This window comes from candidate division Zixibacteria bacterium HGW-Zixibacteria-1 (assembly GCA_002838945.1).
Taxonomy (GTDB): domain Bacteria; phylum Zixibacteria; class MSB-5A5; order GN15; family PGXB01; genus PGXB01.
This window is the reverse complement of sequence record PGXB01000042.1, coordinates 1-22681: the sequence shown is the minus strand read 5'-3', so window position 1 is coordinate 22681 and position 22681 is coordinate 1. Positions and strand designations below refer to the sequence as shown.

The window sequence follows — 22681 nt, the reverse complement described above, 5'->3', positions numbered from 1 at the left end:
TCCATCATTTATAATTGGAAGTTATCGCAAAATCAGGACAGTGGAGCCAGCACATAGCGCACTGGGTGCACTTCTCGGGATGAACCAAAATTGGTTTGCCGTCCCGATCCGGTTCCAGCACTTTATGCGGACAAAACGCTATACAGATGTTGCACGCCTTGCACCAGTGAAGAAAAATATTCAGGGGAGGTGTTTTCCCGTCATATTGATACTTCGCCTTGGGTTCGTTTTTCACCTCAGCCTTTTCAGGCTTTTCTTCCGAAACATCAGGTTTCGGATTCTGGTCAGTCATCTCATTTCTCCTTCGGAGGCAATCAATTTGAACCTATTAATAGTTTATTTTTTTCGCTTCGATCCGCCCTTTTTAGCCGGTGCTTTTTTCGCGGCGGGTTTGGAAGTGGTTTTTTTCGTCTTTTTTGCCATGGCCTTGTCTTTGGACGGGGCTTTGGGCTTCGCCTTCGTTTTGGCTTTGCCCGCGGCCATTTTCTCTTTTATCAGCGTCGGCAGTTCGGTCGGGGAAGCCGCCACCGGGATATCCGCGGCATTAAGCGCTTCCACCTTCTCCTTGGCCGTTCCCGATCCGCCCGATATAATGGCGCCGGCGTGCCCCATCCGTTTTCCCGGAGGAGCCGTCCGCCCCGCGATAAAGCCGACCACCGGCTTGGTCATGTGCTTCTTGATGAATTTGGCCGCTTCTTCCTCATCCGAGCCGCCGATTTCACCGATCATTACCACCGCTTTGGTCGCCTTATCTTCCTCAAACATACGCAGGACATCGATAAAATTAGTCCCGATAATCTGATCGCCCCCGATGCCGATACAGGTCGACTGCCCCAGATCGGCGCAGGTCAGCGCCCAGATCGCTTCATAGGTCAGGGTGCCCGAGCGGGAAACAACGCCGACCGGGCCCTTCTTGCAGATATTTCCCGGCATGATCCCGACCTTCGACTGACCCGGAGAAATCAGTCCGGGGCAGTTGGGACCGACCAGGCGAATCCCTTTATTCTTGATGTATTCATATGCCTTGAGCATATCATTGGCCGGAACACCTTCGGTAATACAAACAATCAGCGAAATACCGGCATCGGCCGCTTCATAGATGGCATCGACGGCGAAGACCGGCGGCACATAAATGACCGAAGTGTTGGCTTTGGTGGCCGCAACCGCGTCGGCCATCGTGTCGAAAACCGGAATGCCGTTAACCTTGGTGCCGCCCTTGCCGGGAGTCACACCGCCGACAACATTGGTCCCGTAATTTTTCATCTGCTCGGCATGGAATGAACCGTCACGGCCGGTTATACCCTGAACGATGACTTTCGTCTTATTATTTATTAAAATACTCATCATGGCCTCCCTTATACCGTAATCTCGGCTTCCGCCAGCTCGATGGCTTTCTTGACAACTTCATCCAGGGTGCTGCCCGACTCCAGATTAATGGTCTTCAGTATCTTCCTGGCTTTGTCTTCGTTGGTTCCTGTCAGCCTGACAACAATCGGCACTTCCGGTTTCAGTTCCTCGTAAGCCATAACGATGCCATTGGCGACATCGTCGCAGCGCGTAATGCCGCCGAAAATATTAATCAGTATGGACCGCACATGCTGATCCCTGAGAATAATACGCATCGCGGTCAGTACTTTTTGTGGATTGGATGAGCCCCCGATATCGAGGAAGTTGGCCGGATCACCGCCGTAGTGATGAACCAGGTCCATGGTGGCCATGGCCAGACCGGCGCCGTTGACAATACATCCGATATTACCGCTCAGCTTGACAAATGAAAGATCACTTTCGCGCGCCTCGATTTCCGACTGATCCTCGGCGTCGAGATCGCGCATCGCGGCCACCGCCGGTTGACGGAAAAGGCCGTTGTCATCGATATTAATCTTGGCATCGAGTGCCACGACTTTGCCGTCGGGAGTCGTAATCAGCGGATTGATTTCGACCAGCGAGGCATCGATCTTCCAGTAAACATCATACAGCTTCATGAGAATATCAGCCGCCTGGCGGACATACTTGATGTCCTTGTACAGCTTAAAGGCCAGGTCTCGCGCCTGGTAAGCCTTCAAACCGACCGCCGGATCGACCGCCAGCTTGAAAATCTTCTCCGGGGTCTTGGCCGCCACTTCTTCGATATCGACCCCGCCGGCCGGCGATACCATGATAACCGGCGCCTTCGAGGCCCGGTCGATGATTATGCCGACATAGCATTCGGTCAAAATATCCGCCGCCTCGGTGATAAGAACCTTGTTTACCGGCAGCCCCTTAAGATCCATTCCGAGAATTTTCTGGGCCCACACATGGGTCGCCTCGAGATTTTCAGCGTACTGAATGCCGCCCGCCTTGCCGCGTCCGCCGACATGAACCTGCGCCTTAACCATTACCGGGCGCCCGATTTCCTCGGCGATTTCGACCGCCTCCGCCGGCGTCGTCGCTATCCGACCCTGCGGAACCGGAATACCGGCCGCGGCAAAAATCTCTTTGGCCTGATACTCGTGTATCTTCATAAAGCCGTCTCCACGTAAGTTTGTTTATTATACATTTCTATTTCTTTCTATCTTCAAGGTAAGTCCGCGCGTACTCAATCAACTTATCTCGTACATTTTCCGTCGGATCATCAAGGACTATCTCCAGCAGGTGATTCAGCACCGCCCCGATCAGCGGCGACGGCGGGATTTCGAATATTGCCATGATATCCCGGCCGTCCAATTCCAGATCGGCCACACTGAACGGCGGCTTCCGATCCAACTCGTCCCGGATATCCGACTCGAATTTATCGACATCGTCGGTTATTCCGCCCATCCCCTGAGCTTCCACATCGGCCCGCCTTAAATCCAGAAGATCGAAAATCAATTCTTTGCCGACCTTTCGAACCAATCGCCGGAGCCCTTTGTCGGTCACTTCGGTGGTGAACATATGCCTCTCCACCAGCATCCTGACATTATCGATCACCTCGGTCGAATAGCGCAGCCGCTTCAACACCCTGACCACCACCTTGGCGCCGTATGACTCATGGCCGTAAAAGGTCGCCTTATCCTCCGTCAGCTGCCGCGTCTGCGGTTTACAGATATCATGAAACAGCGCCGCCAGACGGACATGCAGGACTTTCGGCGAGGCATCGATCGCATACAAAGTATGCTCATAGACATCATACTTATGATACCCGCCCGGCTGATCGACCCCGATCATTTCCATCATTTCAGGAATCACATGTTCCAGCAATCCGGTCTGCTCCATCAGCCGGAACCCGATCGACGGCCGCTCGGCCCGAACCAGCATTTTGTTCAGCTCCTCGGAAATCCGCTCCGGCGAAACGCTCGTTATCAGCGCCGCATGTTCTTTCATCGAAGCCAGCGTAGCCGGATCGATGTCGAACTCGAACCTGGCGGCGAACTGCACCGCGCGGAGCATCCGCAGGGGATCCTCGGGAAACGAGACGGGCGAGACAATTCGGATACACCTGTTTTTTAAATCCTCCATCCCGCCATAAGGATCGATGAGATCATTGTTTTCCAGCGATACGGCCATGGCGTTGATGGTAAAATCGCGTCGAAACAAATCATCCTCGACCCTGAGCCCCGGATCGAACGTAACGGAAAAATCCCGGTGCCCGGGACCGGTCGAAAATTCTTTTCTGGGCAGAGCGATATCGAACGTGCAGGGGGATTCGTGATGATATTCGGTGTACTTGATAACGCCGAATGAGCGTCCGACCAGGTCAACCTGACCGAATTTATTCAGAATATTGGACAAATCCCGATAGGGAATTCCGCAGACAAGATAATCCCTGTCTTTGATCTCGACACTACGATTCATCATCCTGTCTCGAATCGCACCCCCGACTTCGTAAATGCTGCCCACGCTTAAAATGGCTTCAACAACCTTGTCGGAAATTCCGCACATTTTTAGTCCGGCAGTATCCTCGTCCCGACGGCGCCGTCAAGCGCCCGTCCGGCATTTTCGATTGAGGTTATGATAACCTGTTTGCCCCCGCCACGTATAAACTGAACCGCCGCGCGCAACTTCGGCCCCATCGACCCGGATGGAAAATGACCTTGTTTCATGTATTCCTCCACCTCGGAAACCGTCAACGAATCCAGCCACTTCTGGTTCTTCTCGCCGAAATTAAGCGCCACCTTGTTGATCGAGGTCAGTATTATCAGGATTTCCGATGAGATATCCTTGCCCAGAACAGCCGAAGCCAGGTCCTTGTCGATAACGGCATCGAACCCTTCCAGGTTGCCCTTCTCATCGATGTAGACCGGAATGCCCCCGCCACCGACGGCGATAACTATTGTTCCGTTCTCCACCAGCATCTTGATAGTATCCGATTCGACCACGGACAGGGGCTGCGGCGAAGGAACCACGCGGCGCCAGCCGCGGTTGGCATCCTTCTTAACCACCCAGTCCCGCTCCACCGCAAACCTTTTGGCCTCCTCCTCGGTATAAAACTGCCCGATGAACTTGGTCGGATTATGAGTTTGCGGATCATTGAAATCCACCAGCACCTGCGAAATAATCGTGACAACCTTGCGATTGACACCCTCGGCCTTGAGCCGGTTCTGAAGCGACTGCTCGATCATATAACCCATCCCGCCTTCAGTATCGGCGACACAGATTCCGAGCGGCAGAATCGGCGCTTTGCCGCGGGCGATTTCCACCCGCAGGATGGCGTTGCCGACCTGAGGGCCGTTGCCATGACTGATTACCAGCTTGTACCCCGCCTTGATCAGTTCCACCACACCATCGAGAGATTTTCGCGTATTGGCAAACTGATTGGCGATCGTATCTTCGCGGCCCGGCTCGGTGATAGCATTACCACCGAGCGCGATGACCGCAGTCTTTCCGTTTAACACCGTCATAATCTATAAATTACTTCTTGCCTTTTCCTTTGGTGATCTTGTGCCGTTTGACAAACTCTTCCAGCACGTCCTGAAGATCCGGCTTGCCGATTTCCTGCAGATCATAGTAAACCCTGGTCGAGGGCTTCTTGATGTCGATCACCCGTCTGAGATCGATCGGTGTCGCAATGATGACCGAGTCACACTTGGTCTTCTCGATCGTCTTCTGCAGGTCCGCAATCTGCTTTCCGGAGTAACCCATGGCCGGAAGAAGCGATCCGATTTCAGGATATTTATTGAATGTCTCGGTAATCGTTCCGACCGTGTACGGCCGCGGATCGACCGTTTCGGCTGCGCCGAACTTGGCCGCCGCCATCATCCCGGCGCCGTAAGCCATCTCGCCATGTGTCGTGGTCGGGCCGTCCTCGACGACCAGGACCTTCTTGCCCCGGATGACATCGGGATTTTCGACGCCGAGCGGCGAGGCCCCATCGATAACCACCGCTTCGGGGTTATAATAGCCGATATTCTGCCGGACCTCGGTGATGCCCTCGATCGATGCTGTATCGATCTTGTTGATGACGATGACATCGGCCATCAGGAAATTGTTCTGTCCGGGATAATAATTGATCTCGTGCCCGGGGCGGTGCGGGTCGACCACCGTGATATACAGATCCGATTTATAGAACGACATATCATTGTTGCCGCCGTCCCAGAGAATCACGTCCGCTTCCTTCTCGGCTTCACGAATAATCATCTCATAATCGACACCGGCATAAACGACGATACCACGGTTGATATGCGGTTCGTATTCTTCCATCTCTTCGATGGTGCATTTGTGTTTTTTCAAATCGGCCAGGGTGGCAAACCTCTGGCAGGCCTGCTTGGCCAGGTCACCGTACGGCATGGGATGCCTGATAGCAACCACCTTCAAACCCATCTTCAGAAGGATTTCAGCCACGCGGCGCGTCGTCTGCGACTTGCCGCAGCCGGTCCGGATGGCGCACACCGAAACCACCGGCTTGGATGATTTTATCATGGTCGGAGCGCCGCCCTCGAGAGCGAATCTTGCCCCGCAGGACATGACATAAGAAGCCTTGTCCATGACATATTCATAGGGAACGTCGGAATAGGAAAAAACGACTTCATCGATATTATGTTTGGCGATCAGATTGAGCAAATCTTCTTCCGGAAAAATAGGAATACCCTTGGGATAATTCGCTCCGGCCAGAGCCTTCGGATAAACGCGCCCTTCTATATCGGGAATCTGCGTCGCGGTGAAAGCAACCACCTCGACATCCTTATTGTCGCGATAAAGAACGTTAAAGTTATGAAAATCCCTGCCCGCGGCACCCATGATGATGATTTTCTTCTTCATAGACTGGACTCCTTCTTCAGCCCCGAGACAATGTCAGATCGGGATTCGTTCATGTTATATCTATCATCAGTTATTATCTATTTGCGCTCTCTGTATCGTTCCCGAAAAGTCGATATAGATCGACTTCCATTCCGAGAAAACATCCAGACCGGCGACGCCGGCTTCACGATGTCCGTTGCCGGTTTCCTTGACACCGCCGAACGGCAGATGCACCTCGGCGCCGATGGTCGGAGCGTTGACATAAAATATGCCGGTATAGATATCACGCATCGCCACGAAGGCCTTGTTCACGTCCTGCGTGTAAATCGAACCGGACAATCCATAGGCGGTATTGTTGCACAGGGCAATGCCCTCTTCGAGCGAGCCGAACTCGGTGATGGATGTCACCGATCCGAAAATTTCCTCCTGGAATATTCTCATGTCGGAAGTGACATCGCCGAAAACCGTCGGCATCGTAAACCACCCCTTGTCATAAGCGCCGCCCGTTAAACGACCGCCGCCGCACAAAAGTTTGGCGCCTTCCTTCTTGCCGATTTCCATGTATTCCAAAACCGATTTCATCTGGCTCTCGTTGACCGCCGGCCCCATTTCGACCGACTCATCAAGGCCGTTGCCAACCTTCAGCGCCTTGACCCGCGCCACCAGTTTCTGCGTAAATTCCTTTATGACTTTCTTATGGACAATCAACCGTGAAGAGGCCGTGCAGCGCTGACCGGTGGTCCCGAAAGCGCCCCAGACCGCACCGTCAACCGCCAGATCGACATTGGCATCATCCATCACCATGATGCAATTCTTGCCGCCCATTTCCAGATGGCAGCCGCGGAAATCCTTGGCGCAGGCTTCGGATACCTTGCGGCCGACTTCGGTCGAACCGGTGAAACTTATCACCGCGACATCCTTGTGATTCATCAGCGGCGAACCGACCGAACCGCCCGAACCGGTCACCATGTTGACCACCCCGGCGGGAAGGCCTTCCTCTTCGAGAATCTTCACATAGTTATATACCGATAGCGGCGTATCCGTCGCCGGTTTGATAACGACCGTGTTGCCCAGGACCAGCGCCGGCATCATTTTCCACGAGGGAATCGCCATCGGGAAATTCCATGGCGTGATAAGACCGACAACACCTTTCGGCTGACGAACACACATCTGAAATTTATTGGGCATTTCGGACGGAGTCGTCACGCCCCACTGCCGCCGCCCTTCACCCGCCATGTAGAAACCGAGGTCGATCGCTTCCTGAACATCGCCGCGCGTTTCCTTGAGCACCTTGCCCATCTCGCGGGTCATTTCCTGCGACAATCTTTCTTTTTCCTTCGTCACACGTGACGCAACACGATATAAGATCTCGGCCCGCTTGGGAGCCGGCACCAGGCGCCATTTTTTGAAGGCTTCTTTTGCGGCCGCTACCGCATTGTTAACATCCTCGGGAGTGGACTTCTGGAAAATGCCGACAACTTCGTCCTTATTGACGGGGTTGAAATTCTCAAAAGTCTTTCCCGACTTTGATTTTACCCATTCTCCGCCAATATAATTTTTATATTCCTTGACATCCGCCATGACTCGCTCCTAAGTTTTTATGATTCAAGACATTTTCATACCTCTTATAAGTGCCCTTTTGTGAAATTATTCACACCTAATGCACAGACAAGATTCCTAATATATCAATTATTTCAGCAATGTCAATTCTTTTGGGGTGGAAAGAGCCCGCTAAAACAACTCTTTTGGCCTTTTTTGACGGCCCATTATCACGCTTTTTTTGACCCGAAATCAGCCTGTGTCAGGTTTCGGATAAAGCACAAAAAAAGGCCGGCGATCATCACAACCACCGGCTCTAATCTGACTGACTCCGAAAACTAAACTTCCATGATTTCCTTTTCCTTGGCCGCCATCAAATCATCGATTTTTTCATTGTATTTGCCGGTCAGTTCCTGGACCTTATCCAGACCCTTCTTTTGCTGATCTTCGGAGATTTCCTTGCTTTTTTCGGCCTTCTTGACATTGTCGTTGGCCTCACGACGGACATTGCGAAGGGCTATCTTCCCCTCCTCGGCCAGCTTACGGCAATGTTTGACCAGTTCCTTGCGGCGCTCTTCGTTCAGCGTCGGTACCGGCAGACGGATTATGTTTCCTTCCACCATCGGATTCAGCCCCAGGTCGGCCTTCTGGATCGCCTTTGAAATTTCCCCGACAATACTCTTATCCCAGGCCTGAACCACGATCAGCCGCGGCTCGGGAGCGGATACCGAGGCCAGTTGGTTGAGGGGCATGATGGTGCCGTGATAATCGACCCGGATTCCGTCAAGCAATGAAGCATTAGCCTTTCCGGTCCGCACCGAGGCGAAATCCTTTTTCACCGCATGGAAACTCTTGGCCATTTTTTCTTCGGATTCGGCAATGATTTTCTCGATCATGGGATCTCTCCTTTGATCTATATTTTTTTATACGAGACTTTATTCAGGATATGATTGTCCCGACCGGTTCACCGAGAACCGCCTTTTTCAAATTATCGGGTCGGTTCATATCAAATACAATTATCGGGATTTTATTCTCCCGACACAATGTTACCGCCGTCAGATCCATCACTTTGAGATCGTCCTTTACCAGATCAAGATATTCCAGCGCGGGATAATGGACCGCTTTGGGATTCTTGAGCGGGTCGTCCGAAAAAACGCCGTCAACCTTGGTCGCTTTCAGAATAACGTCGGCCTTAAGTTCTCCGGCGCGCAGAGCCGCCGCCGTATCGGTGCTGAAAAAAGGATTCCCGGTCCCAGCCGCCAATATGACCAGCCTGCCCTCACCGAGATATCTTTCCGCCGCCTGTCGGCTGTAAGTCTCAAGAAATTTCCCGATTGGAATCGCCGACAGAGCCCGGGCCGGAACGCCCAGTTTCTCGAATTTCTCCTGGAGCGCCAGCGAGTTGATAACGGTCGCCAGCATGCCTATCTGGTCGGCGCTGACCCGGTCCATGCCGTTTTGCGAGGCATTCAGCCCCCTAAAAATATTGCCCCCGCCAATTACGAGGGCAATTTCGACTTTCAACTCTTTGATTGTCTTGATCCGCCGGCACAGTGATTCCAGGGCTTCGGAATCAATACCAAACGGTTTGGACCCGGCAAGAACTTCCCCGGAAAGTTTCAGAAGTATCCGGCGATATTTTAGTTGCGGGTCGGAATCCATATTTACTCACCCAGCTGGAATCGGATAAAGCGCTTGACGCCTATATTCTCACCCAGCTTGGCAATAGCTTCATTAATCAAATCCTGAATCGTTTTATCACTATCTTTTACAAACGGCTGTTCCAAAAGACATACTTCGGAATAATATTTTTCAAGCTTGCCGTCAACAATTTTATCAACAATTTTTTCCGGCTTGCCTTCATTGAGCGCCTGCTGCTGATATATCACCCGTTCTTCCGCTATCTTATCCTGGGGCAGTTCCTCGCGGGATACTGCCAGCGGATTCGAGGCCGCCACCTGCATGGCAACATCTTTGGCAAAGGTCTGAAAATCGGCCGTCCGGGCCACAAAATCGGTTTCGCAGTTTATCTCGACCAGAACGCCCAGTTTGCTGCCGGCATGAATATAGGAGGCAATGATGCCTTCACTGGTGCTCCGGCCCGCCTTACTGGCCGCTTTGGCAATCCCTTTTTCTCTCAGGTAATGTATTGCTTTCTCCATGTCGCCGCCGGTCTCGGAAAGAGCCTTTTTGCAGTCCATCATCCCGGCCCCGGTTTTATCACGAAGATCCTTGACTAATTGTGCTGTTATTTCCATTTATCCAAATCCTTCTTATGCCTTGTCAGCTTCACTATCATCGGCTGAAATATACGCTCTCAGATTGTCGCCCGTTTCCGCTTCGACCTTCTGCATTATTTCCTGCTCCGATATCGAATTCTTCGCATCGATAGCCTCATCCACCAGCGTCCGGGTGATCAGTCGGATCGACTTGATAGCATCATCGTTGGCCGCAATCGGAAAATCGATCGGATCCGGATCCGCGTTGGTGTCGATTATCGCAACAATCGGAATACCCAGCTTGGCCGCTTCGGCTATGGCGATCTTTTCCTTCTTGGCATCGACCACAAAAACCAGGCCCGGGATATAATTCATATCCTTGATGCCGCCGAGAACCTTGTCAAGCTTCTCTCTCTGGCGATCGAGCTTAATACGCTCTTTCTTGGTGAATTTGCCGTACTCGTCCTCTTCGAACATCCGCTCCAGATCCTTGAGCTTCTTGATCGACGATTTAATCGTGGAAAAATTGGTCAGCATGCCGCCCAGCCATCTCTCGGTCACAAAAAACTGCTTGCAGCGTTCCGCTTCGGTCTTGATAACATCCTTGGCCTGCTTCTTGGTGCCGACAAAAAGAATCGACTGGCCGCGCGAAATAACCTCTCTCACCTTGAGACAGGCTCTCTCTATGGCTTCGAGCGTCTTGTTCAAATCAATGATATAAATGCCGTTCCGTTCGGTAAAAATGAACGGCTTCATCTTGGGGTTCCACCTTCTGGTCTGATGACCAAAATGCGCCCCCGCTTCCAAAAGCTCCTTTACTTTGGGCTTTACCATCTGAAGACCTTTCGAATTTGGTTTAACTGCCACCCCGAACAATTAACCCGGACCTGATCAGGACCACCGGATTCAAATCGAAGTGTGATTATTTTCGGCCAAGGCCGAATAATGTCTATCGTTTCGAGTACTGGAAGCGCTTACGGGCTTTGGGCTGACCGTACTTCTTCCTCTCGACAATCCTGGCATCACGGGTCAGGTAACCCTTGCGACGCAGAGCCGGACGAAGATCGGGATCAAGCTTGGACAGGGCGCGCGCGATAGCCAGACGAAGGGCGCCGGCCTGACCGGTCAAGCCGCCGCCGAGGACACGACAACTGATGTCGAGCTTGCCGCTGGTTCCGGTCTCGTTGATCGGCTGGTTGATAATGTCAACCAGAACGCCGCGCTTCAGGTATTCCCTGGGTGCCTTATTGTTGATCGTCAGTACGCCGCCGCCGACCCTCATGGTCACTCTGGCGGTAGCCTCTTTCCGTCTTCCCGTAGCAGAAAAAATAATTTCGCTCATTTACAATCTCTATCAAGATTAAGATAATTTCAAAACTTCTGGTTTCTGAGCCTGGTGCGGGTGATTCTCGTCGGCATAGACATGCAGCTTCTTGATGACCTTGCGGCCCAGTTTGTTCTTCGGAATCATCCCTTTCACCGCATGAATCACAATCTGCGATGGGTCTTTGACCTTCATCTTCTTGTAAGATGTCTCTCTCAAACCGCCCGGATAACCGGTATACCGGAAATAGGACATCTTCTCATCCTTGCCCCCGGTAACCACCACCTTTGAAGCATTGACAGCAATAACAAAATCGCCCGTATCCAAATGAGGTGTAAAAATCGGTTTGTTTTTTCCACGCAGAATATTCGCGATTTCAATCGCGGCCCGGCCCAGTGTGAGACCATCAAGGTCGATCAGGTGCCACTTTTTCTGCTTTTCTAATTCTTCAACCTTCGGTATATATGTCTTCATCTTTCCCCCGGACAAAACCGGTTAATCCAAATTCCAAATACTAACAGAGCCATAGAATATAGCAAATATCATTCTACTGTCAAGTCTTTTTAAGGCTCTTTTGTTGCCTTGAACCACAAAATCGGAAAATTTTCCCGACTATTTATGTTTTACGGCAAAATATTGCCGTTCTTTCGGTTATTAATGCTTTATACGGCCCGTTGTTCCCGTCGATTAAACTTTTTTTGATTTAGCCAGCCGAAGTTTGAAATTTTCGTCATAACGCCGGCCTTTGGTGCAGATTCCGCATGAAGCCATCCGCAGCCGTTTACGCCGCGGATACTCCCGCCCGCATTCCGGGCAAATGTACATATATTTGCAATTACCTCGTAATGCCGGGTGGGCCTTTGCCTTGACCGAGGCCCCGATTTTGTCCGCCATCGCCTTGAACCGCCGGTCATGGCTCTGATTTATGACATGGATCATCTCATGTTTGAGCGTGTCGGCAATCTCCTCCGGAAATATCTCATGATATTTCCGGCCGATTTTGATTTCATTCCGGCCCGGCGTGTATGATCCGGCCGTCAGCATCCGCCCTGAATATGAAATCGTCGCCTTGGGCAGCTTCCCCCCGAAATATTCCCGGTTGAAATCGTCATACATGCTGTCCAGAAGCGATACCGGCGGCAGTGTCACCGCAGTCTTTAAATCCGTTCCGGCCGGCTCCGGAAATACCTCAATCGGGACAGTCTTGTCAGTGGCCGGTTGAAACAGGTCGAAAATGACCGTCGCAAGCGCCTTCAATTGTTTTTTCGATTTTGCCATAATGAGCGCTAAAATACGTTTTTCCTCTTCTCAATGAAACAGAAATCTTAAAAAAGTGATGAATCTTCAGGAAAATGTTATTTGGGTTAACAAAAGCGAATATATGAAAAACAAACATATATAAAGGCGGCCATATCCATCCCGTTAACCATTTGCGGATCATGGTCTTTCTACTCTTGACATTATTCTTTATGATATTATATTTCAACTTAGTCGGACAGCCGTAGATACCGTCTAATCTGTCAAGGGCATAAAGGAGATCATATGAAAACCAAAGTACTAATTCTGATCGCAATTTTATTACATGTGTCATTGGTGCACTCAAGTGAAAAAGTGTATCTCAATCTTACTGGGCATTATTATTACAAAATAATAATACCACCTTACACAACCTGGCACCAATGCAGAGACTCCGCCATCGCATTGGGGGGATATCTGGCAACAGCAAATTCACAAGAAGAAAATAACTTTCTTGCCCAATTAGCATATCCTTACATCACATTTTTGGGTGGTACCGATGAAGACTCCGAAGGACAATGGCATTGGATAACAGATGAAGAATGGTCACTTACTGCATGGCGTCAAGGGGAGCCCAATAATGCATGGTCGGATGAAGATTATATAGGATTATCACCATTGGATAGTCAATGGAATGACATGAGAAACTGGTTTTTGGATACCCAAGTATTCATTATAGAATGCGAAATGTCGACGGATTCAGTATATCAAAATGGCGATGTCAATTGTGATGGCCTTATTAACTTATTAGATATAATTCATACTATAAATTACCTATATAAAAGCGGGCCGCCTCCATGCGCTTTTATTGGATCAGCAGAGTGAGGCAGAACCCGGAGACCCCGAATATAATCAGGGACGAAATGGTTCTGCCATTTATGAAATTATACAAAGACGCTTGAATCGGCAGAACCACTCCATTCCGCTTCACGGGATTTGGATTCTGCCCTACGGATGCTGCTTCGACTTCTATATTAGCCGATAATCGAAATTACCTGACCCGGAGTCCTGCGATTTTTACAGCTCCCCGGTGATACCCGTCGGGAAATAACTTTTCAAGCTCATCCAATTCAATGCCATTTGCATCACAAGTATCATAAACCGTGGGCACGACATTGTTCTTTTCAAAACTTTTGCGAAGGAAGTTAATAATATGCCAATGTTTTTCCGACAGCTTGGGCATTTTCATCTCGTAAGCTTTCAATTTGGCGAAACTTTCATCCCAATCGAATGAGTTCAGAAGAAATCCCCGACCGTCGATTTCATAGCTCTTTTCCTGAGCCGGAGAAGTTACACGTTCCGCCAAATCCTCCAGCCCTGCTTGATCTAAGTATCCTTCCTTATAGGTGATTCCCGTCAATTTGCATGCCCCACGAAGATATCCCGCAGGAAAAAGCTTCTTAAGCTCTTCGAGATGAAGCCGATTCATCCGGCAGGTTTCATAAACCAGCGGGCATTTCCCGGTTTTCTTGAACATATCACGAATAAAGAAAATGATTTTCCAATGATCTTCCGACAAACCACTGATTATACCGACTTTAGGAGCCATCCCCCTTGCAAAATCTTCATCCCATTCGTTGAAATCAGACAGAAACTCTTCCGTGTCCACAGTGTATGTCTTGTTTCCGAACTTAAAAATTCCCATGGCTTCTCCTTATTAAAAAAAAAGCTTATTTTATATCTACTCCAGCTAATATATCATATCAAACAATATTCTTATCAATATTTTTTCGTGCACGGCCCGCCGCGGCGGGTCCACAGGCCTCCTGAGCCTCGCAAGCCCTGAGCTTCGAAGGGAAGGATCTGCCCGTCCTCTTTTCTCTTTGCATTATGCAGCCTTTTGTCGGGTTTCTCGTTCATTAGCTTGCGTTCACGCGCGTGAAACCCAACCTGTCCGATTATTTCACTTATTCACCTGGCATCCAGGCTGCTTTATCCTTGATCGTAATAAATACAATAATCTGGACGTATATCTGGGATGCCAAATTGATAAAAACACTCCCAGAACAATCAGGCCTATATCAAGCGCGATATATTTTTTTGACAAAAGAAAACCGACGCCATACCAAAAAGATACACAAACTACTAATACTACAATGAAAGATTTCAAAATCAAACTGAATATGCGATAATTTTGTACAATCGATCCGCTATCTCCTATTTTTACAAATGGATAACGATTGTAGTGTTTTATGTAAACCCCCAGTAGAACCTCAGGATAACCCAAAGCAACTACCGGACTAAATAATAACATACTGCCATAAAAAGAACCCCCGGTCAATTGACTAAGCATTAAACATAAAATAAAATAACTTAACAGGGTTACGGCCGTCTGGGCTAAAATATCCAGCACAAACCGCTTCACGTCAATCTCTTTTGACAACGACATTTCCTCCACATTAATATATCATGTCAAATAATATATTCTTATCAATATTACCGCATGCTGTATTCCTGTGCGCGGCAGATGTCCACAGGCCTCCTGAGCCGCGAAGGATCTGCCCGTCCTCTTTTCTCTATGTATTATGTTGCCTTATGTCGGGTTGCTCGACCATTCGCCATCACTCATGCTCTCGGAATCCGATCTGCCTAGCTATTTCTTGCTTGAAGCACTTGGAACTACGTCTTGCGTTGGATCAAATAGTCTGTATTTACCCTTATCCAACCACCAATAGAAATCTTTACCACCGGGATAATGATGCCGGGATGCATGGTTTACACAATCACCAATGATTTGCGCTCCAAGAGTACTACTTTTAAACTCAGGGTATTTATTAAGTACAAGTTCTTTAATATCCTTCGGCGCAAATATCTTATCCATTTTGCCTTCAGTAAACTCCATAACAGCATCATGGACCACTTCTCTTACCGGTTTGTCACCTGACCACCTTGGAATTTGAGTATTTACTGGGTCTTCGATATCTTCCATTCCCACGACCTTTTCTGAATCAATCAGTATTTCGCCCGACTCTGTCTCATACAGCGTAAAACTGACACAACTAATATCCATACCATAAGATGTTCTCAAGTAACGGCAAACACCAGCAACATCATCGGTTATCTCTTCCGCAGCAATAAAAAGCCGTTGTCGCTGATTGAATGTCGCTGGCGCGTCTGACTCAAATGCATCCATAAATGCTTGCGCCAAATTCTTTTCAGAATTACCCTCGATTTTTTGCCAATAGTCTCTTGCAATGGATGCAATATCCTCATCATCAAGTCTCTCTGCCCAGGAGGCATACTCAAGTATTTGCGCGACAACCTCACGCGGTGTCCGTCCCTTCTTAAGTTCAATAATTGTCAGGAAGCCGTCTTTATCAATAGCCAGTAAATCCGGAAATCGGCGGTAGGCTCCATCAGAAACCGTCGTTTGTCGGCCTATTATAAGCAATGTTTCCTGGGCAATTGCCCAAGGGCTGTTTTCCAGCCAATTTTCCAAGTGTTCTTCAAGTTTTAGGCTCGAAAATTTTGCATGCATCAGTCTGCCTGTTTCAACTTTGCCCGCATCCATTACCAGTTTAAAGATTGGCACTTATTCCTCCATTTGCATTTGATTCTCCAAAAAGTTTGAGTAGGCCATAACCCTGTCGCAGACCCTGAGCACTATGACTAGAGAGAGGCGAAGGGCGGTTTCGACACCGTTATTTTCGCAACCGATTGATGTCCACATCTGCCCGTCAAAATTGTCATTTATAAAATCCGACTTTTCCAACAATTACAATATAGACAATTTTCGGGAAAAATACCCAATAAAAAAATGGAGCCGAGGGGGATCGAACCCCTGACCTCTTGACTGCCAGTCAAGCGTTCTCCCATCTGAACTACGGCCCCATTAAATCGGGAATCTTAATATATTTCTCAGGAATGATAAGTCAAGGAATTTATTCGTCGGCTTTCCCGCCCGCGGGAACCGGCTCGAAATCGGCCCGGTTGACCGAAATCTCGAAATCGATCATCCGCCCTGCCGCCGTATCGCGGAAACGAAGGGTATCCAGGTCGGTCAGCCGCTGTGTGACTTTCCTGATCCGCTCGGCGGCCTGCGTGATGGCTTCGGCCTTCTCGACCATGTCGGGCGACATATAATCTTTCCGGCGAAGAAGCATCTCGACATTGGCGGTGATCGCCAAAAGTGGGTTATTGATTTCGTGGCTCAAAGTCGCGGCTGTTTCGGAGACAATATTGAGTTTGTCGCGGTAATCGACAATCGACTCGGCCTGGTTGCGGCGAAGTATCAGCTTTCTGATAAACGGCTCCACCGGCTCTTCTTCCGGCGCCGATGACTCGGCCTCTTTCCCGACCACCCGCGTCACCACCACCGGGATATTTCTGGCGCCGGCAACCGACATGAGGTAATGAAATTGCCCCGAATCGGCGGCAATCTCATTGTCGATGATCATCAGGTCGAAATTGTTCCGTTTCAGATGCTGACTCAGACTCTCGCGATCCGAAGCAAAACAGCACTCCAGACCCGGATCATCGGCGCAAAAATCGCATTTTTCGGGGTTCTTGATTTCCGTCCCGGTATAAACCAGAGCCTTCCGTTTCTCAGTCATTGTTTATCACCTGAAAATCTATTGAATCGAAACTGTCTGCCGGTCGGCCTGAGGCGCGACGACATAAGAATAAAGCGCCTTGCCCAAAAAGGCCGCGATATTATTGAGATTGTCTTTCAGATCGGGGGAGCTGTCGTTGTAAACGAATCTCAAAACACCCCAGCAGTTGCCGCCCTGCATCAGCGGGAAAGCGGCGTCCAATATATCGAAAGTGCCGGCACTTTCCCCTTTTTGGGATTCGGTCGATTGCTTCTCGATAAACGGGTTCCCCTTCATAACCGCCGATATCAGATTCTTGCTTGTCTTTTCGAGATCGGTTTTCATATCGGCGGGCATATCGCCTGATTCATTCGCCAGCGGCGCTAATTCATCATTGGCAAGTCGGTATATCCCGACCTGGAAAATATCATCGAGGGAAGTAAACAGCCCGCATAATTTCTTCCAGTCAACATCTTTCCCGATAGTCGAGACATAATCCATCAAATGGCGCGGCATTTCATCGAACGTGGAACATCCCGCGACCGGATTCAAAACTTCATTCAGCGGACTGATAATAATCTGATAGTTGGCCGGATTACCGGCGATAAAATTGAGCGATATGATAATATCGACTTCATGACGATCCTTGCGGGCGTCTATAAAAACGAGTCGGGTGGCCTCGAAAAAGCTTTCATAATGTTTTTGCGCCGGAAGAACCGACAGAAGCAGCGTGTAGGAATTTTCATCCAGAAAATCCTTGATACTCTGTCCGAAAAGATTCTCGAGAGGAAGGCCGAAAAATCTTTCGGCGAGGGCGTCGATATAAACAAATCGACCATTGAAGTCTATTTTAATGACAGCACAGCGCTTTGATTTGTCCCTCTCTGTCCCATTTGAGGCTGGCTCGCGATGCATGGCTATTTTCTAAATACCTTAAATTTTTCCGTTAACTTCTCGGTTCTAACATAGACCAGATAAACGCCTGATGTTACTCGGGTTCCGCTGTTATTAACCCCTTTCCATACAACCGTTCCGGTCTCCTTATTGTAGTTATCGGAAAAATTATCCCAAACTTTCTCACCATTTGCGGTAAATATCGATATTTCTTCGACTTCTCCGCTTCCCGCGCCCACGAAAATGGTCAGCGAGTCAGTAAATGGATTCGGCCCCGCCGCAACTTCACGCTCCAAAGTAACCGTGAAAGAAACCACCGCCGAGGCTTCAGCCTCGCCCGAAACTGCGCTGAAAACCAGCCGACGGCGACCGATATCTTCCTTCTTTCCGGAATATCTCAGGGTCGCGGTTCGGTCGCCATTGTCGGTAAATTCAGCCGTTTCCGGCAGACTGTCGGCGGTTATGACCGTAACACCGCTGGTCTCCTCATACCCGGTCAATGAAATTGTCAGATTGAGGGAATCTCCCACCGCCATCAAAACCGGCGAAATCGGCTCAAAACTCATCAGTTTGACCGCTTTATAAGTGTCATATAAACCATATCCATAAAGGGTGTCCGGATTCTCATACCGATCGGCCGATTCAAGCAATGCCTGTTTGACATCGGCCGGCGTCCAGTCCGGATGCGCCTGCAGCAACAGGGCCACTGCCCCCCCGGTGATCGGCGCCGCATAGGATGTCCCCGAAGCGCCGCCGGCATAATCATCATTGGTATACAGAGCCCGGTAGACTTCACTGCCCATGGCCACCACATCCGGCTTGATTCGCCCGTCATAGGTCGGCCCGCTGGATGAAAACGAGGTTATGATCCCCGCTGATGACACCGCTCCGACCGCTATCACCGACGGCCCGTCGGCGGGAGGTGTAATCCAGAAAAAGCTCCCGTTTCGCTCATTGCCGGCCGAGTTAACCACGGTGATTCCGCGCGAGGAAGCAACCTCCGCGGCAATCGTTATCTTGGCGGTCTGGCCGTCAAGGTCGGAATATGTGTACCAATCAAAATATGCCACTGATGACGATATCACATCCGCCCCGAGCGAATCGGCCCATTCCGCCGCCGCTACCCAGTTATCTTCCTCGACCGTATCTTCCGTACTGGTAATCTCGGTCTTGGCCAGCAAATAATCGGCGTCATAGGCCGAGCCTATCATAACGCTGTCCGCCCTGCCGCCTATGACCGACAAAACCGCCGTGCCGTGCGAAAGTTGATATGCTTCCGGTAGGCTGTCGGTAACATTGCCGTCGTCATTTATAAAATCATATTGATCGATCAGGTTCAATTGATCGAAGGCCGGGTGCGACAACTTAAAACCGGTGTCGAAGATGGCAATCAATATGCCCGCGCCGGTGTAACCGAGTTGATGCATCGCCGGAACATTGACCAGATTCAGCTGGACAAATGACGCCCCGTACCAGCCGACTACCGAATCGGGAATATCCGCCGGTATCTCTTTCGTACCCGGCACAAGATTTCCCTCTTCGGGGATGACTTCGGGCTCAGGCTGCCGCACTCCGCGGGCCACTTCCCTGATTTCGGCAACAAAGGGAAACTGCGAAATTTCATTAATTGTCTGACGGTCGCCGTAAGCCGAAACCGCATTCAGCCAGCGCGAGATTCTTTTTATCTCCAGCCCGGCCGATTTTAATGCATCAATATAATTTTCACTGACCGGCACATCATAAAAATCATAACGGTCACCGTCCGGCGCCCGCATTGCCCGGCGTGCCACTGCCCGGTCGGTGAATCTGTCCCGCGCCTCGGCGGTCGATTTTTTCAGTGAGGCCTGATCAAAAACTTCCTTATCGGTGAAAAAGACCCAGACTTTGATCCGCTCGTCCGGTTTAATACTCTGAAGTTTTTGCTCCAGCTTTTTTTCGATCTTCTGCTCTTTGGTGTCAATCTTAAGAGGTGGTTCGGCGGCAAAAGCAGTTGCTAATGTGAACAGGACAATAACGATGCTTACATATTTCCACATATCCTTACCTCTATAAAACCTTGCTTAAAAATTCCTGTGTTCTTTTCTCCCGCGGATTGTTAATGACCGCCGAAGGCGGCCCGGTCTCGATAATCCGGCCATTATCCATAAACACTACCCGGTCCGCGACTTCACGGGCAAAACCGATCTCATGCGTCACCACCATCATGGTCATTCCTCCCGCCGCGAGCTTTTTCATCACTTCAAGCACCTCGCCGATCATCTCCGGGTCGAGCGCCGAAGTTACCTCATCGAACAACATCATTTTCGGGTCCATCGCCAGCGCCCTGGCGATTGCCACCCGTTGCTGCTGGCCGCCCGAAAGCTGCGCCGGAAAGGCTTCCGCTTTATCGGTCAGGCCCACCATCCTGAGCAGCTCCATCCCTTTTTGGACGGCCTTTTCCTTGCTCCGCCTGCGCACCACCCGCTGCGCCAGGACTATATTATTTATAACGCTTAAGTGAGGGAAAAGGTTGAATTGTTGAAAAACCATGCCGACTTCCAGACGCAGATCATGAATATTCCGATGATTTTTGTCCACCACGATTTTATCGAACACGATCTCCCCGGAATCAAATTCCTGGAGCGCATTGAGACATCGCAGCAAAGTCGATTTGCCCGATCCGGAGGGCCCGATGATGACCACCACCTCGCCCCTGTCAATCGACAGGCTGACATCATCCACAGCGGCGATATCGCCGAAACGGCACACCAGATTTTTGATCTCGATAATCAAACTTTTTGACTCCCGAATCCCTTGACCGAATATACTTTTTCGAGATATTTGACCACTTTCGACAAGGTAATCGTCATGGCCAGATAAATCAACCCGACCACAAACCAGGTCTGGAAATCGACAAAATATTGCGAATAATATTCTCTTCCCGCCCGCGTCAGTTCCCGCATGCCGATAATCGACACCAGCGAGGAGTCCTTCAGTGATGCAATAAACTCGTTGGCCGTCGGCGGCAGAACAATCCGCATGGACTGCGGAAGAATCACATGGCGAAGGGTCTGGAAACGGGTCATTCCCAGCGACTGCGCCGCCTCATGCTGACCGAGCGATATCGCTTCAATCCCGGAGCGGAAAATCTCGGCCAGATAAGACGAATAACATATTCCGACCGCCATTACTCCGGCCATAAAGCGATCCAGATTGAGAATTCCGCCCAGCCCAAAGTAAATGAAGAAAATCTGCACCAGTAGCGGCACCCCGCGGATGACATTGATATATGTTCCCGCCAGCCAGGCGACCCACTTATTCTTCGAAATCCGCGACACCCCGATAATCAGCCCCAGCACCAGCGCCAGGGCAAATGAGCATATCGTAATAAGAATTGTCCAGGGGACCGCCGGAAGCAGATACTTCAAGATATCCCAATACAGAACAACTTGTTTCGAAATCCATTCGATCACATCGATATCCCTTTAAAGGCTATAAAGTTAACTATAATTTGGCCCAAAATCAAGCCGGAATTACCGATCGGACGTATTTAATTCGAAGTAAATCAGTAGTTGACAAGAGGCCGTTGAGATAGTAGTTTCTTTCGGTAATTAGCTTTGTTTTTTGCATTTGGCTAAAATAAGTACCGAGATGTAAAATAAAACAAGCAAGCTTGTGCCCCCGTGGTGTAACGGATAACGCATCGGCCTCCGGAGCCGGTAATCCTGGTTCGATTCCAGGCGGGGGTATTTTTTATTGGCTTCGGTTGGGGACAAATTCATGAAAAATACAAAATTATTTTGCCGCTTAAATTGTAAACGAGATGCTGAAAATTAAGAAGTCCGCATAATTAACCCAATTTACTCCTCTTATATTTTTTTTGCTTATCTATTGCTTTTCTCCTCTACACCTACTAATATTGAACTAGCGGATTACATTGCGGTAAATATTAGTTTCAATAAACAAATGACTGGCTCTGGGTAGCATATTGTGCTTTTCTCCGATTCCTATATAGAGGATTTTAGTCCATTAAGAAGATGAGCTGAAAGCAGAAGTGAAGTAGATTAGTTACTCTTCGCAGAACTCTGAGGCATTACCGGTCTCATAGAAAGGAAGTTTACTGATGAATGGAGATAACTCTGAGAGAAAGAAGTTTAACGAGTCGACCATTGCACACATGGCCATGATTCAAGGAATCGTTACTCGACTTGAGACTAATTGCTTTACCCTAAAGGCGTTGGCGATGACGCTTGCGGTTGCAGTGCTAGCGTTTTTGGGGGCGGTTCAAAAACCAAATTGGTTGTATCTACTTGCGGGTTGTTTTCCTGTAGTAGTGTTTTGGATTATGGACGCACAGTATCTGCGTCTCGGACGATTGTTCCGGCACTTGTACAGTGCAGTCCGCTCAGGTGAGTTAGAAGACCCCTTCTCAATGAACTTCAAGGCGTATGAAAAGTTCGAGCAGATTACCCTGCGGATTGCGTTCTCATGGTCGATTCTTTGGTTCTACTTATCCATTCTCGCAGCCTTCGCGGTGGTAAGTATTATTTTTTTAAAGAAGGGAGCGTGAGTATGGCTAGGAAGTGTTTCTTTAGCTTTCATTATAAATCTGGTCTTCCCCTAAAAAAATGGACACATAGTTAAGATAGGGTAGCCGCCCGTTCGAAGTCAACTGGATTTTTAAAACCCAGGCTCGAATGACGGCG

The 22681-nt window shown here is 49.5% G+C and carries 25 protein-coding genes and 2 tRNA genes; 3 read left to right on the top strand and 24 right to left on the bottom strand.

The genetic code is table 11. From position 1 onward, the window contains the following. Positions 1-4: 4 nt before the first annotated feature. The 14 genes from CVT49_13610 to CVT49_13545 form a co-directional block, all read right to left on the bottom strand. Positions 5-292 (bottom strand): hypothetical protein, encoded by a 288-nt coding sequence (locus tag CVT49_13610; protein PKK82469.1) that lies wholly within the window; start codon positions 290-292, stop codon positions 5-7. Positions 293-336: 44 nt separating this feature from the next. After that, positions 337-1344: a succinate--CoA ligase subunit alpha gene (locus tag CVT49_13605; protein PKK82468.1), complete on the bottom strand. Its 1008-nt coding sequence runs from the start codon at positions 1342-1344 to the stop codon at positions 337-339. A gap of 11 nt (positions 1345-1355) precedes the next feature. Then, positions 1356-2501, bottom strand: a complete 1146-nt coding sequence (locus tag CVT49_13600; protein PKK82467.1) for an ADP-forming succinate--CoA ligase subunit beta — start codon at positions 2499-2501, stop codon at positions 1356-1358. A 37-nt stretch (positions 2502-2538) separates the two neighbouring features. Next, positions 2539-3897, bottom strand: a complete 1359-nt coding sequence (locus tag CVT49_13595; GenBank protein PKK82466.1) for a hypothetical protein — start codon at positions 3895-3897, stop codon at positions 2539-2541. Between the two features lie 2 nt (positions 3898-3899). After that, the gene (gene arcC, locus CVT49_13590) at positions 3900-4856 is read right to left on the bottom strand and encodes a carbamate kinase (protein PKK82465.1); all 957 of its coding nucleotides are present in this window, start codon (positions 4854-4856) and stop codon (positions 3900-3902) included. Positions 4857-4866: 10 nt separating this feature from the next. Then, positions 4867-6213: a GTPase gene (locus CVT49_13585; protein PKK82464.1), complete on the bottom strand. Its 1347-nt coding sequence runs from the start codon at positions 6211-6213 to the stop codon at positions 4867-4869. 66 nt (positions 6214-6279) lie between these two features. After that, positions 6280-7773, bottom strand: coding sequence for an aldehyde dehydrogenase (locus CVT49_13580; GenBank protein PKK82463.1), 1494 nt, complete (start codon positions 7771-7773; stop codon positions 6280-6282). A 296-nt stretch (positions 7774-8069) separates the two neighbouring features. Next, on the bottom strand, positions 8070-8624 hold the full coding sequence (locus CVT49_13575; protein ID PKK82479.1) for a ribosome recycling factor: 555 nt from the start codon (positions 8622-8624) through the stop codon (positions 8070-8072). A 46-nt stretch (positions 8625-8670) separates the two neighbouring features. Next, positions 8671-9393 (bottom strand): UMP kinase, encoded by a 723-nt coding sequence (locus CVT49_13570; protein PKK82462.1) that lies wholly within the window; start codon positions 9391-9393, stop codon positions 8671-8673. A gap of 2 nt (positions 9394-9395) precedes the next feature. Further along, the gene (tsf, locus tag CVT49_13565) at positions 9396-9989 is read right to left on the bottom strand and encodes a translation elongation factor Ts (protein ID PKK82461.1); all 594 of its coding nucleotides are present in this window, start codon (positions 9987-9989) and stop codon (positions 9396-9398) included. Positions 9990-10004: 15 nt separating this feature from the next. After that, positions 10005-10784, bottom strand: coding sequence for a 30S ribosomal protein S2 (gene rpsB, locus CVT49_13560; GenBank protein ID PKK82478.1), 780 nt, complete (start codon positions 10782-10784; stop codon positions 10005-10007). A 115-nt stretch (positions 10785-10899) separates the two neighbouring features. Further along, positions 10900-11292 carry a 30S ribosomal protein S9 gene (locus tag CVT49_13555; protein ID PKK82460.1) on the bottom strand — a complete coding sequence of 131 codons (393 nt, stop codon included), beginning with the start codon at positions 11290-11292 and terminating at the stop codon, positions 10900-10902. A gap of 18 nt (positions 11293-11310) precedes the next feature. Next, positions 11311-11748: a 50S ribosomal protein L13 gene (locus CVT49_13550; GenBank protein PKK82459.1), complete on the bottom strand. Its 438-nt coding sequence runs from the start codon at positions 11746-11748 to the stop codon at positions 11311-11313. Between the two features lie 213 nt (positions 11749-11961). Beyond that, positions 11962-12552, bottom strand: a complete 591-nt coding sequence (locus tag CVT49_13545) for a hypothetical protein (GenBank protein ID PKK82458.1) — start codon at positions 12550-12552, stop codon at positions 11962-11964. Positions 12553-12816: 264 nt separating this feature from the next. On the opposite strand from CVT49_13545, the gene CVT49_13540 reads away from it, so the two are divergent. Further along, entirely contained in the window at positions 12817-13395 is a 579-nt protein-coding gene (locus CVT49_13540; protein PKK82457.1) for a hypothetical protein, read from the top strand. A 166-nt stretch (positions 13396-13561) separates the two neighbouring features. Here the strand turns inward: CVT49_13540 and CVT49_13535 are convergent, their stop codons facing one another. From CVT49_13535 to CVT49_13490, 10 genes are all read right to left on the bottom strand, one after another. Next, on the bottom strand, positions 13562-14215 hold the full coding sequence (locus tag CVT49_13535) for a sulfurtransferase TusE (GenBank protein PKK82456.1): 654 nt from the start codon (positions 14213-14215) through the stop codon (positions 13562-13564). A 258-nt stretch (positions 14216-14473) separates the two neighbouring features. After that, positions 14474-14959 (bottom strand): hypothetical protein, encoded by a 486-nt coding sequence (locus tag CVT49_13530; protein ID PKK82455.1) that lies wholly within the window; start codon positions 14957-14959, stop codon positions 14474-14476. A 204-nt stretch (positions 14960-15163) separates the two neighbouring features. Continuing rightward, positions 15164-16102, bottom strand: coding sequence for a hypothetical protein (locus CVT49_13525; GenBank protein ID PKK82454.1), 939 nt, complete (start codon positions 16100-16102; stop codon positions 15164-15166). Further along, a complete protein-coding gene (locus CVT49_13520) occupies positions 16103-16282 on the bottom strand; it encodes a hypothetical protein (protein ID PKK82453.1) in 180 nt (59 codons plus the stop codon). It lies immediately after the preceding gene. 46 nt (positions 16283-16328) lie between these two features. Further along, positions 16329-16401, bottom strand: a tRNA-Ala gene (locus CVT49_13515). Between the two features lie 50 nt (positions 16402-16451). Next, positions 16452-17123 carry a hypothetical protein gene (locus CVT49_13510; GenBank protein PKK82452.1) on the bottom strand — a complete coding sequence of 224 codons (672 nt, stop codon included), beginning with the start codon at positions 17121-17123 and terminating at the stop codon, positions 16452-16454. Between the two features lie 18 nt (positions 17124-17141). After that, on the bottom strand, positions 17142-18017 hold the full coding sequence (locus tag CVT49_13505) for a hypothetical protein (protein PKK82451.1): 876 nt from the start codon (positions 18015-18017) through the stop codon (positions 17142-17144). 2 nt (positions 18018-18019) lie between these two features. Next, positions 18020-20032, bottom strand: a complete 2013-nt coding sequence (locus tag CVT49_13500) for a hypothetical protein (protein ID PKK82450.1) — start codon at positions 20030-20032, stop codon at positions 18020-18022. 10 nt (positions 20033-20042) lie between these two features. Further along, the gene (locus tag CVT49_13495; GenBank protein PKK82477.1) at positions 20043-20765 is read right to left on the bottom strand and encodes a peptide ABC transporter ATP-binding protein; all 723 of its coding nucleotides are present in this window, start codon (positions 20763-20765) and stop codon (positions 20043-20045) included. After that, the gene (locus CVT49_13490) at positions 20765-21454 is read right to left on the bottom strand and encodes an amino acid ABC transporter permease (protein ID PKK82449.1); all 690 of its coding nucleotides are present in this window, start codon (positions 21452-21454) and stop codon (positions 20765-20767) included. The genes CVT49_13495 and CVT49_13490 overlap by 1 nt, the downstream gene beginning before the upstream one ends. A 198-nt stretch (positions 21455-21652) precedes the next feature. Here CVT49_13490 and CVT49_13485 point away from each other — a divergent pair. Both CVT49_13485 and CVT49_13480 read left to right on the top strand, forming a co-directional pair. Further along, positions 21653-21724: transfer RNA gene (locus CVT49_13485), tRNA-Arg, on the top strand. A gap of 374 nt (positions 21725-22098) precedes the next feature. Next, positions 22099-22545: a hypothetical protein gene (locus CVT49_13480; GenBank protein PKK82448.1), complete on the top strand. Its 447-nt coding sequence runs from the start codon at positions 22099-22101 to the stop codon at positions 22543-22545. The last annotated feature ends 136 nt before the right edge of the window (positions 22546-22681 follow it).

Excerpts from the sequence above, each read along its gene's own strand:
- CVT49_13610 (PKK82469.1), bottom strand. The coding sequence starts at position 292 with ATGACTGACCAGAATCCGAAACCTGATGTTTCGGAAGAAAAGCCTGAA.
- CVT49_13605 (PKK82468.1), bottom strand. The coding sequence starts at position 1,344 with ATGAGTATTTTAATAAATAATAAGACGAAAGTCATCGTTCAGGGTATA.
- CVT49_13600 (PKK82467.1), bottom strand. The coding sequence starts at position 2,501 with ATGAAGATACACGAGTATCAGGCCAAAGAGATTTTTGCCGCGGCCGGT.
- CVT49_13595 (PKK82466.1), bottom strand. The coding sequence starts at position 3,897 with ATGTGCGGAATTTCCGACAAGGTTGTTGAAGCCATTTTAAGCGTGGGC.
- arcC (PKK82465.1), bottom strand. The coding sequence starts at position 4,856 with ATGACGGTGTTAAACGGAAAGACTGCGGTCATCGCGCTCGGTGGTAAT.
- CVT49_13585 (PKK82464.1), bottom strand. The coding sequence starts at position 6,213 with ATGAAGAAGAAAATCATCATCATGGGTGCCGCGGGCAGGGATTTTCAT.
- CVT49_13580 (PKK82463.1), bottom strand. The coding sequence starts at position 7,773 with ATGGCGGATGTCAAGGAATATAAAAATTATATTGGCGGAGAATGGGTA.
- CVT49_13570 (PKK82462.1), bottom strand. The coding sequence starts at position 9,393 with ATGGATTCCGACCCGCAACTAAAATATCGCCGGATACTTCTGAAACTT.
- tsf (PKK82461.1), bottom strand. The coding sequence starts at position 9,989 with ATGGAAATAACAGCACAATTAGTCAAGGATCTTCGTGATAAAACCGGG.
- rpsB (PKK82478.1), bottom strand. The coding sequence starts at position 10,784 with ATGGTAAAGCCCAAAGTAAAGGAGCTTTTGGAAGCGGGGGCGCATTTT.
- CVT49_13555 (PKK82460.1), bottom strand. The coding sequence starts at position 11,292 with ATGAGCGAAATTATTTTTTCTGCTACGGGAAGACGGAAAGAGGCTACC.
- CVT49_13550 (PKK82459.1), bottom strand. The coding sequence starts at position 11,748 with ATGAAGACATATATACCGAAGGTTGAAGAATTAGAAAAGCAGAAAAAG.
- CVT49_13545 (PKK82458.1), bottom strand. The coding sequence starts at position 12,552 with ATGGCAAAATCGAAAAAACAATTGAAGGCGCTTGCGACGGTCATTTTC.
- CVT49_13540 (PKK82457.1), top strand. The coding sequence starts at position 12,817 with ATGAAAACCAAAGTACTAATTCTGATCGCAATTTTATTACATGTGTCA.
- CVT49_13535 (PKK82456.1), bottom strand. The coding sequence starts at position 14,215 with ATGGGAATTTTTAAGTTCGGAAACAAGACATACACTGTGGACACGGAA.
- CVT49_13530 (PKK82455.1), bottom strand. The coding sequence starts at position 14,959 with ATGTCGTTGTCAAAAGAGATTGACGTGAAGCGGTTTGTGCTGGATATT.
- CVT49_13510 (PKK82452.1), bottom strand. The coding sequence starts at position 17,123 with ATGACTGAGAAACGGAAGGCTCTGGTTTATACCGGGACGGAAATCAAG.
- CVT49_13505 (PKK82451.1), bottom strand. The coding sequence starts at position 18,017 with ATGCATCGCGAGCCAGCCTCAAATGGGACAGAGAGGGACAAATCAAAG.
- CVT49_13500 (PKK82450.1), bottom strand. The coding sequence starts at position 20,032 with ATGTGGAAATATGTAAGCATCGTTATTGTCCTGTTCACATTAGCAACT.
- CVT49_13480 (PKK82448.1), top strand. The coding sequence starts at position 22,099 with ATGAATGGAGATAACTCTGAGAGAAAGAAGTTTAACGAGTCGACCATT.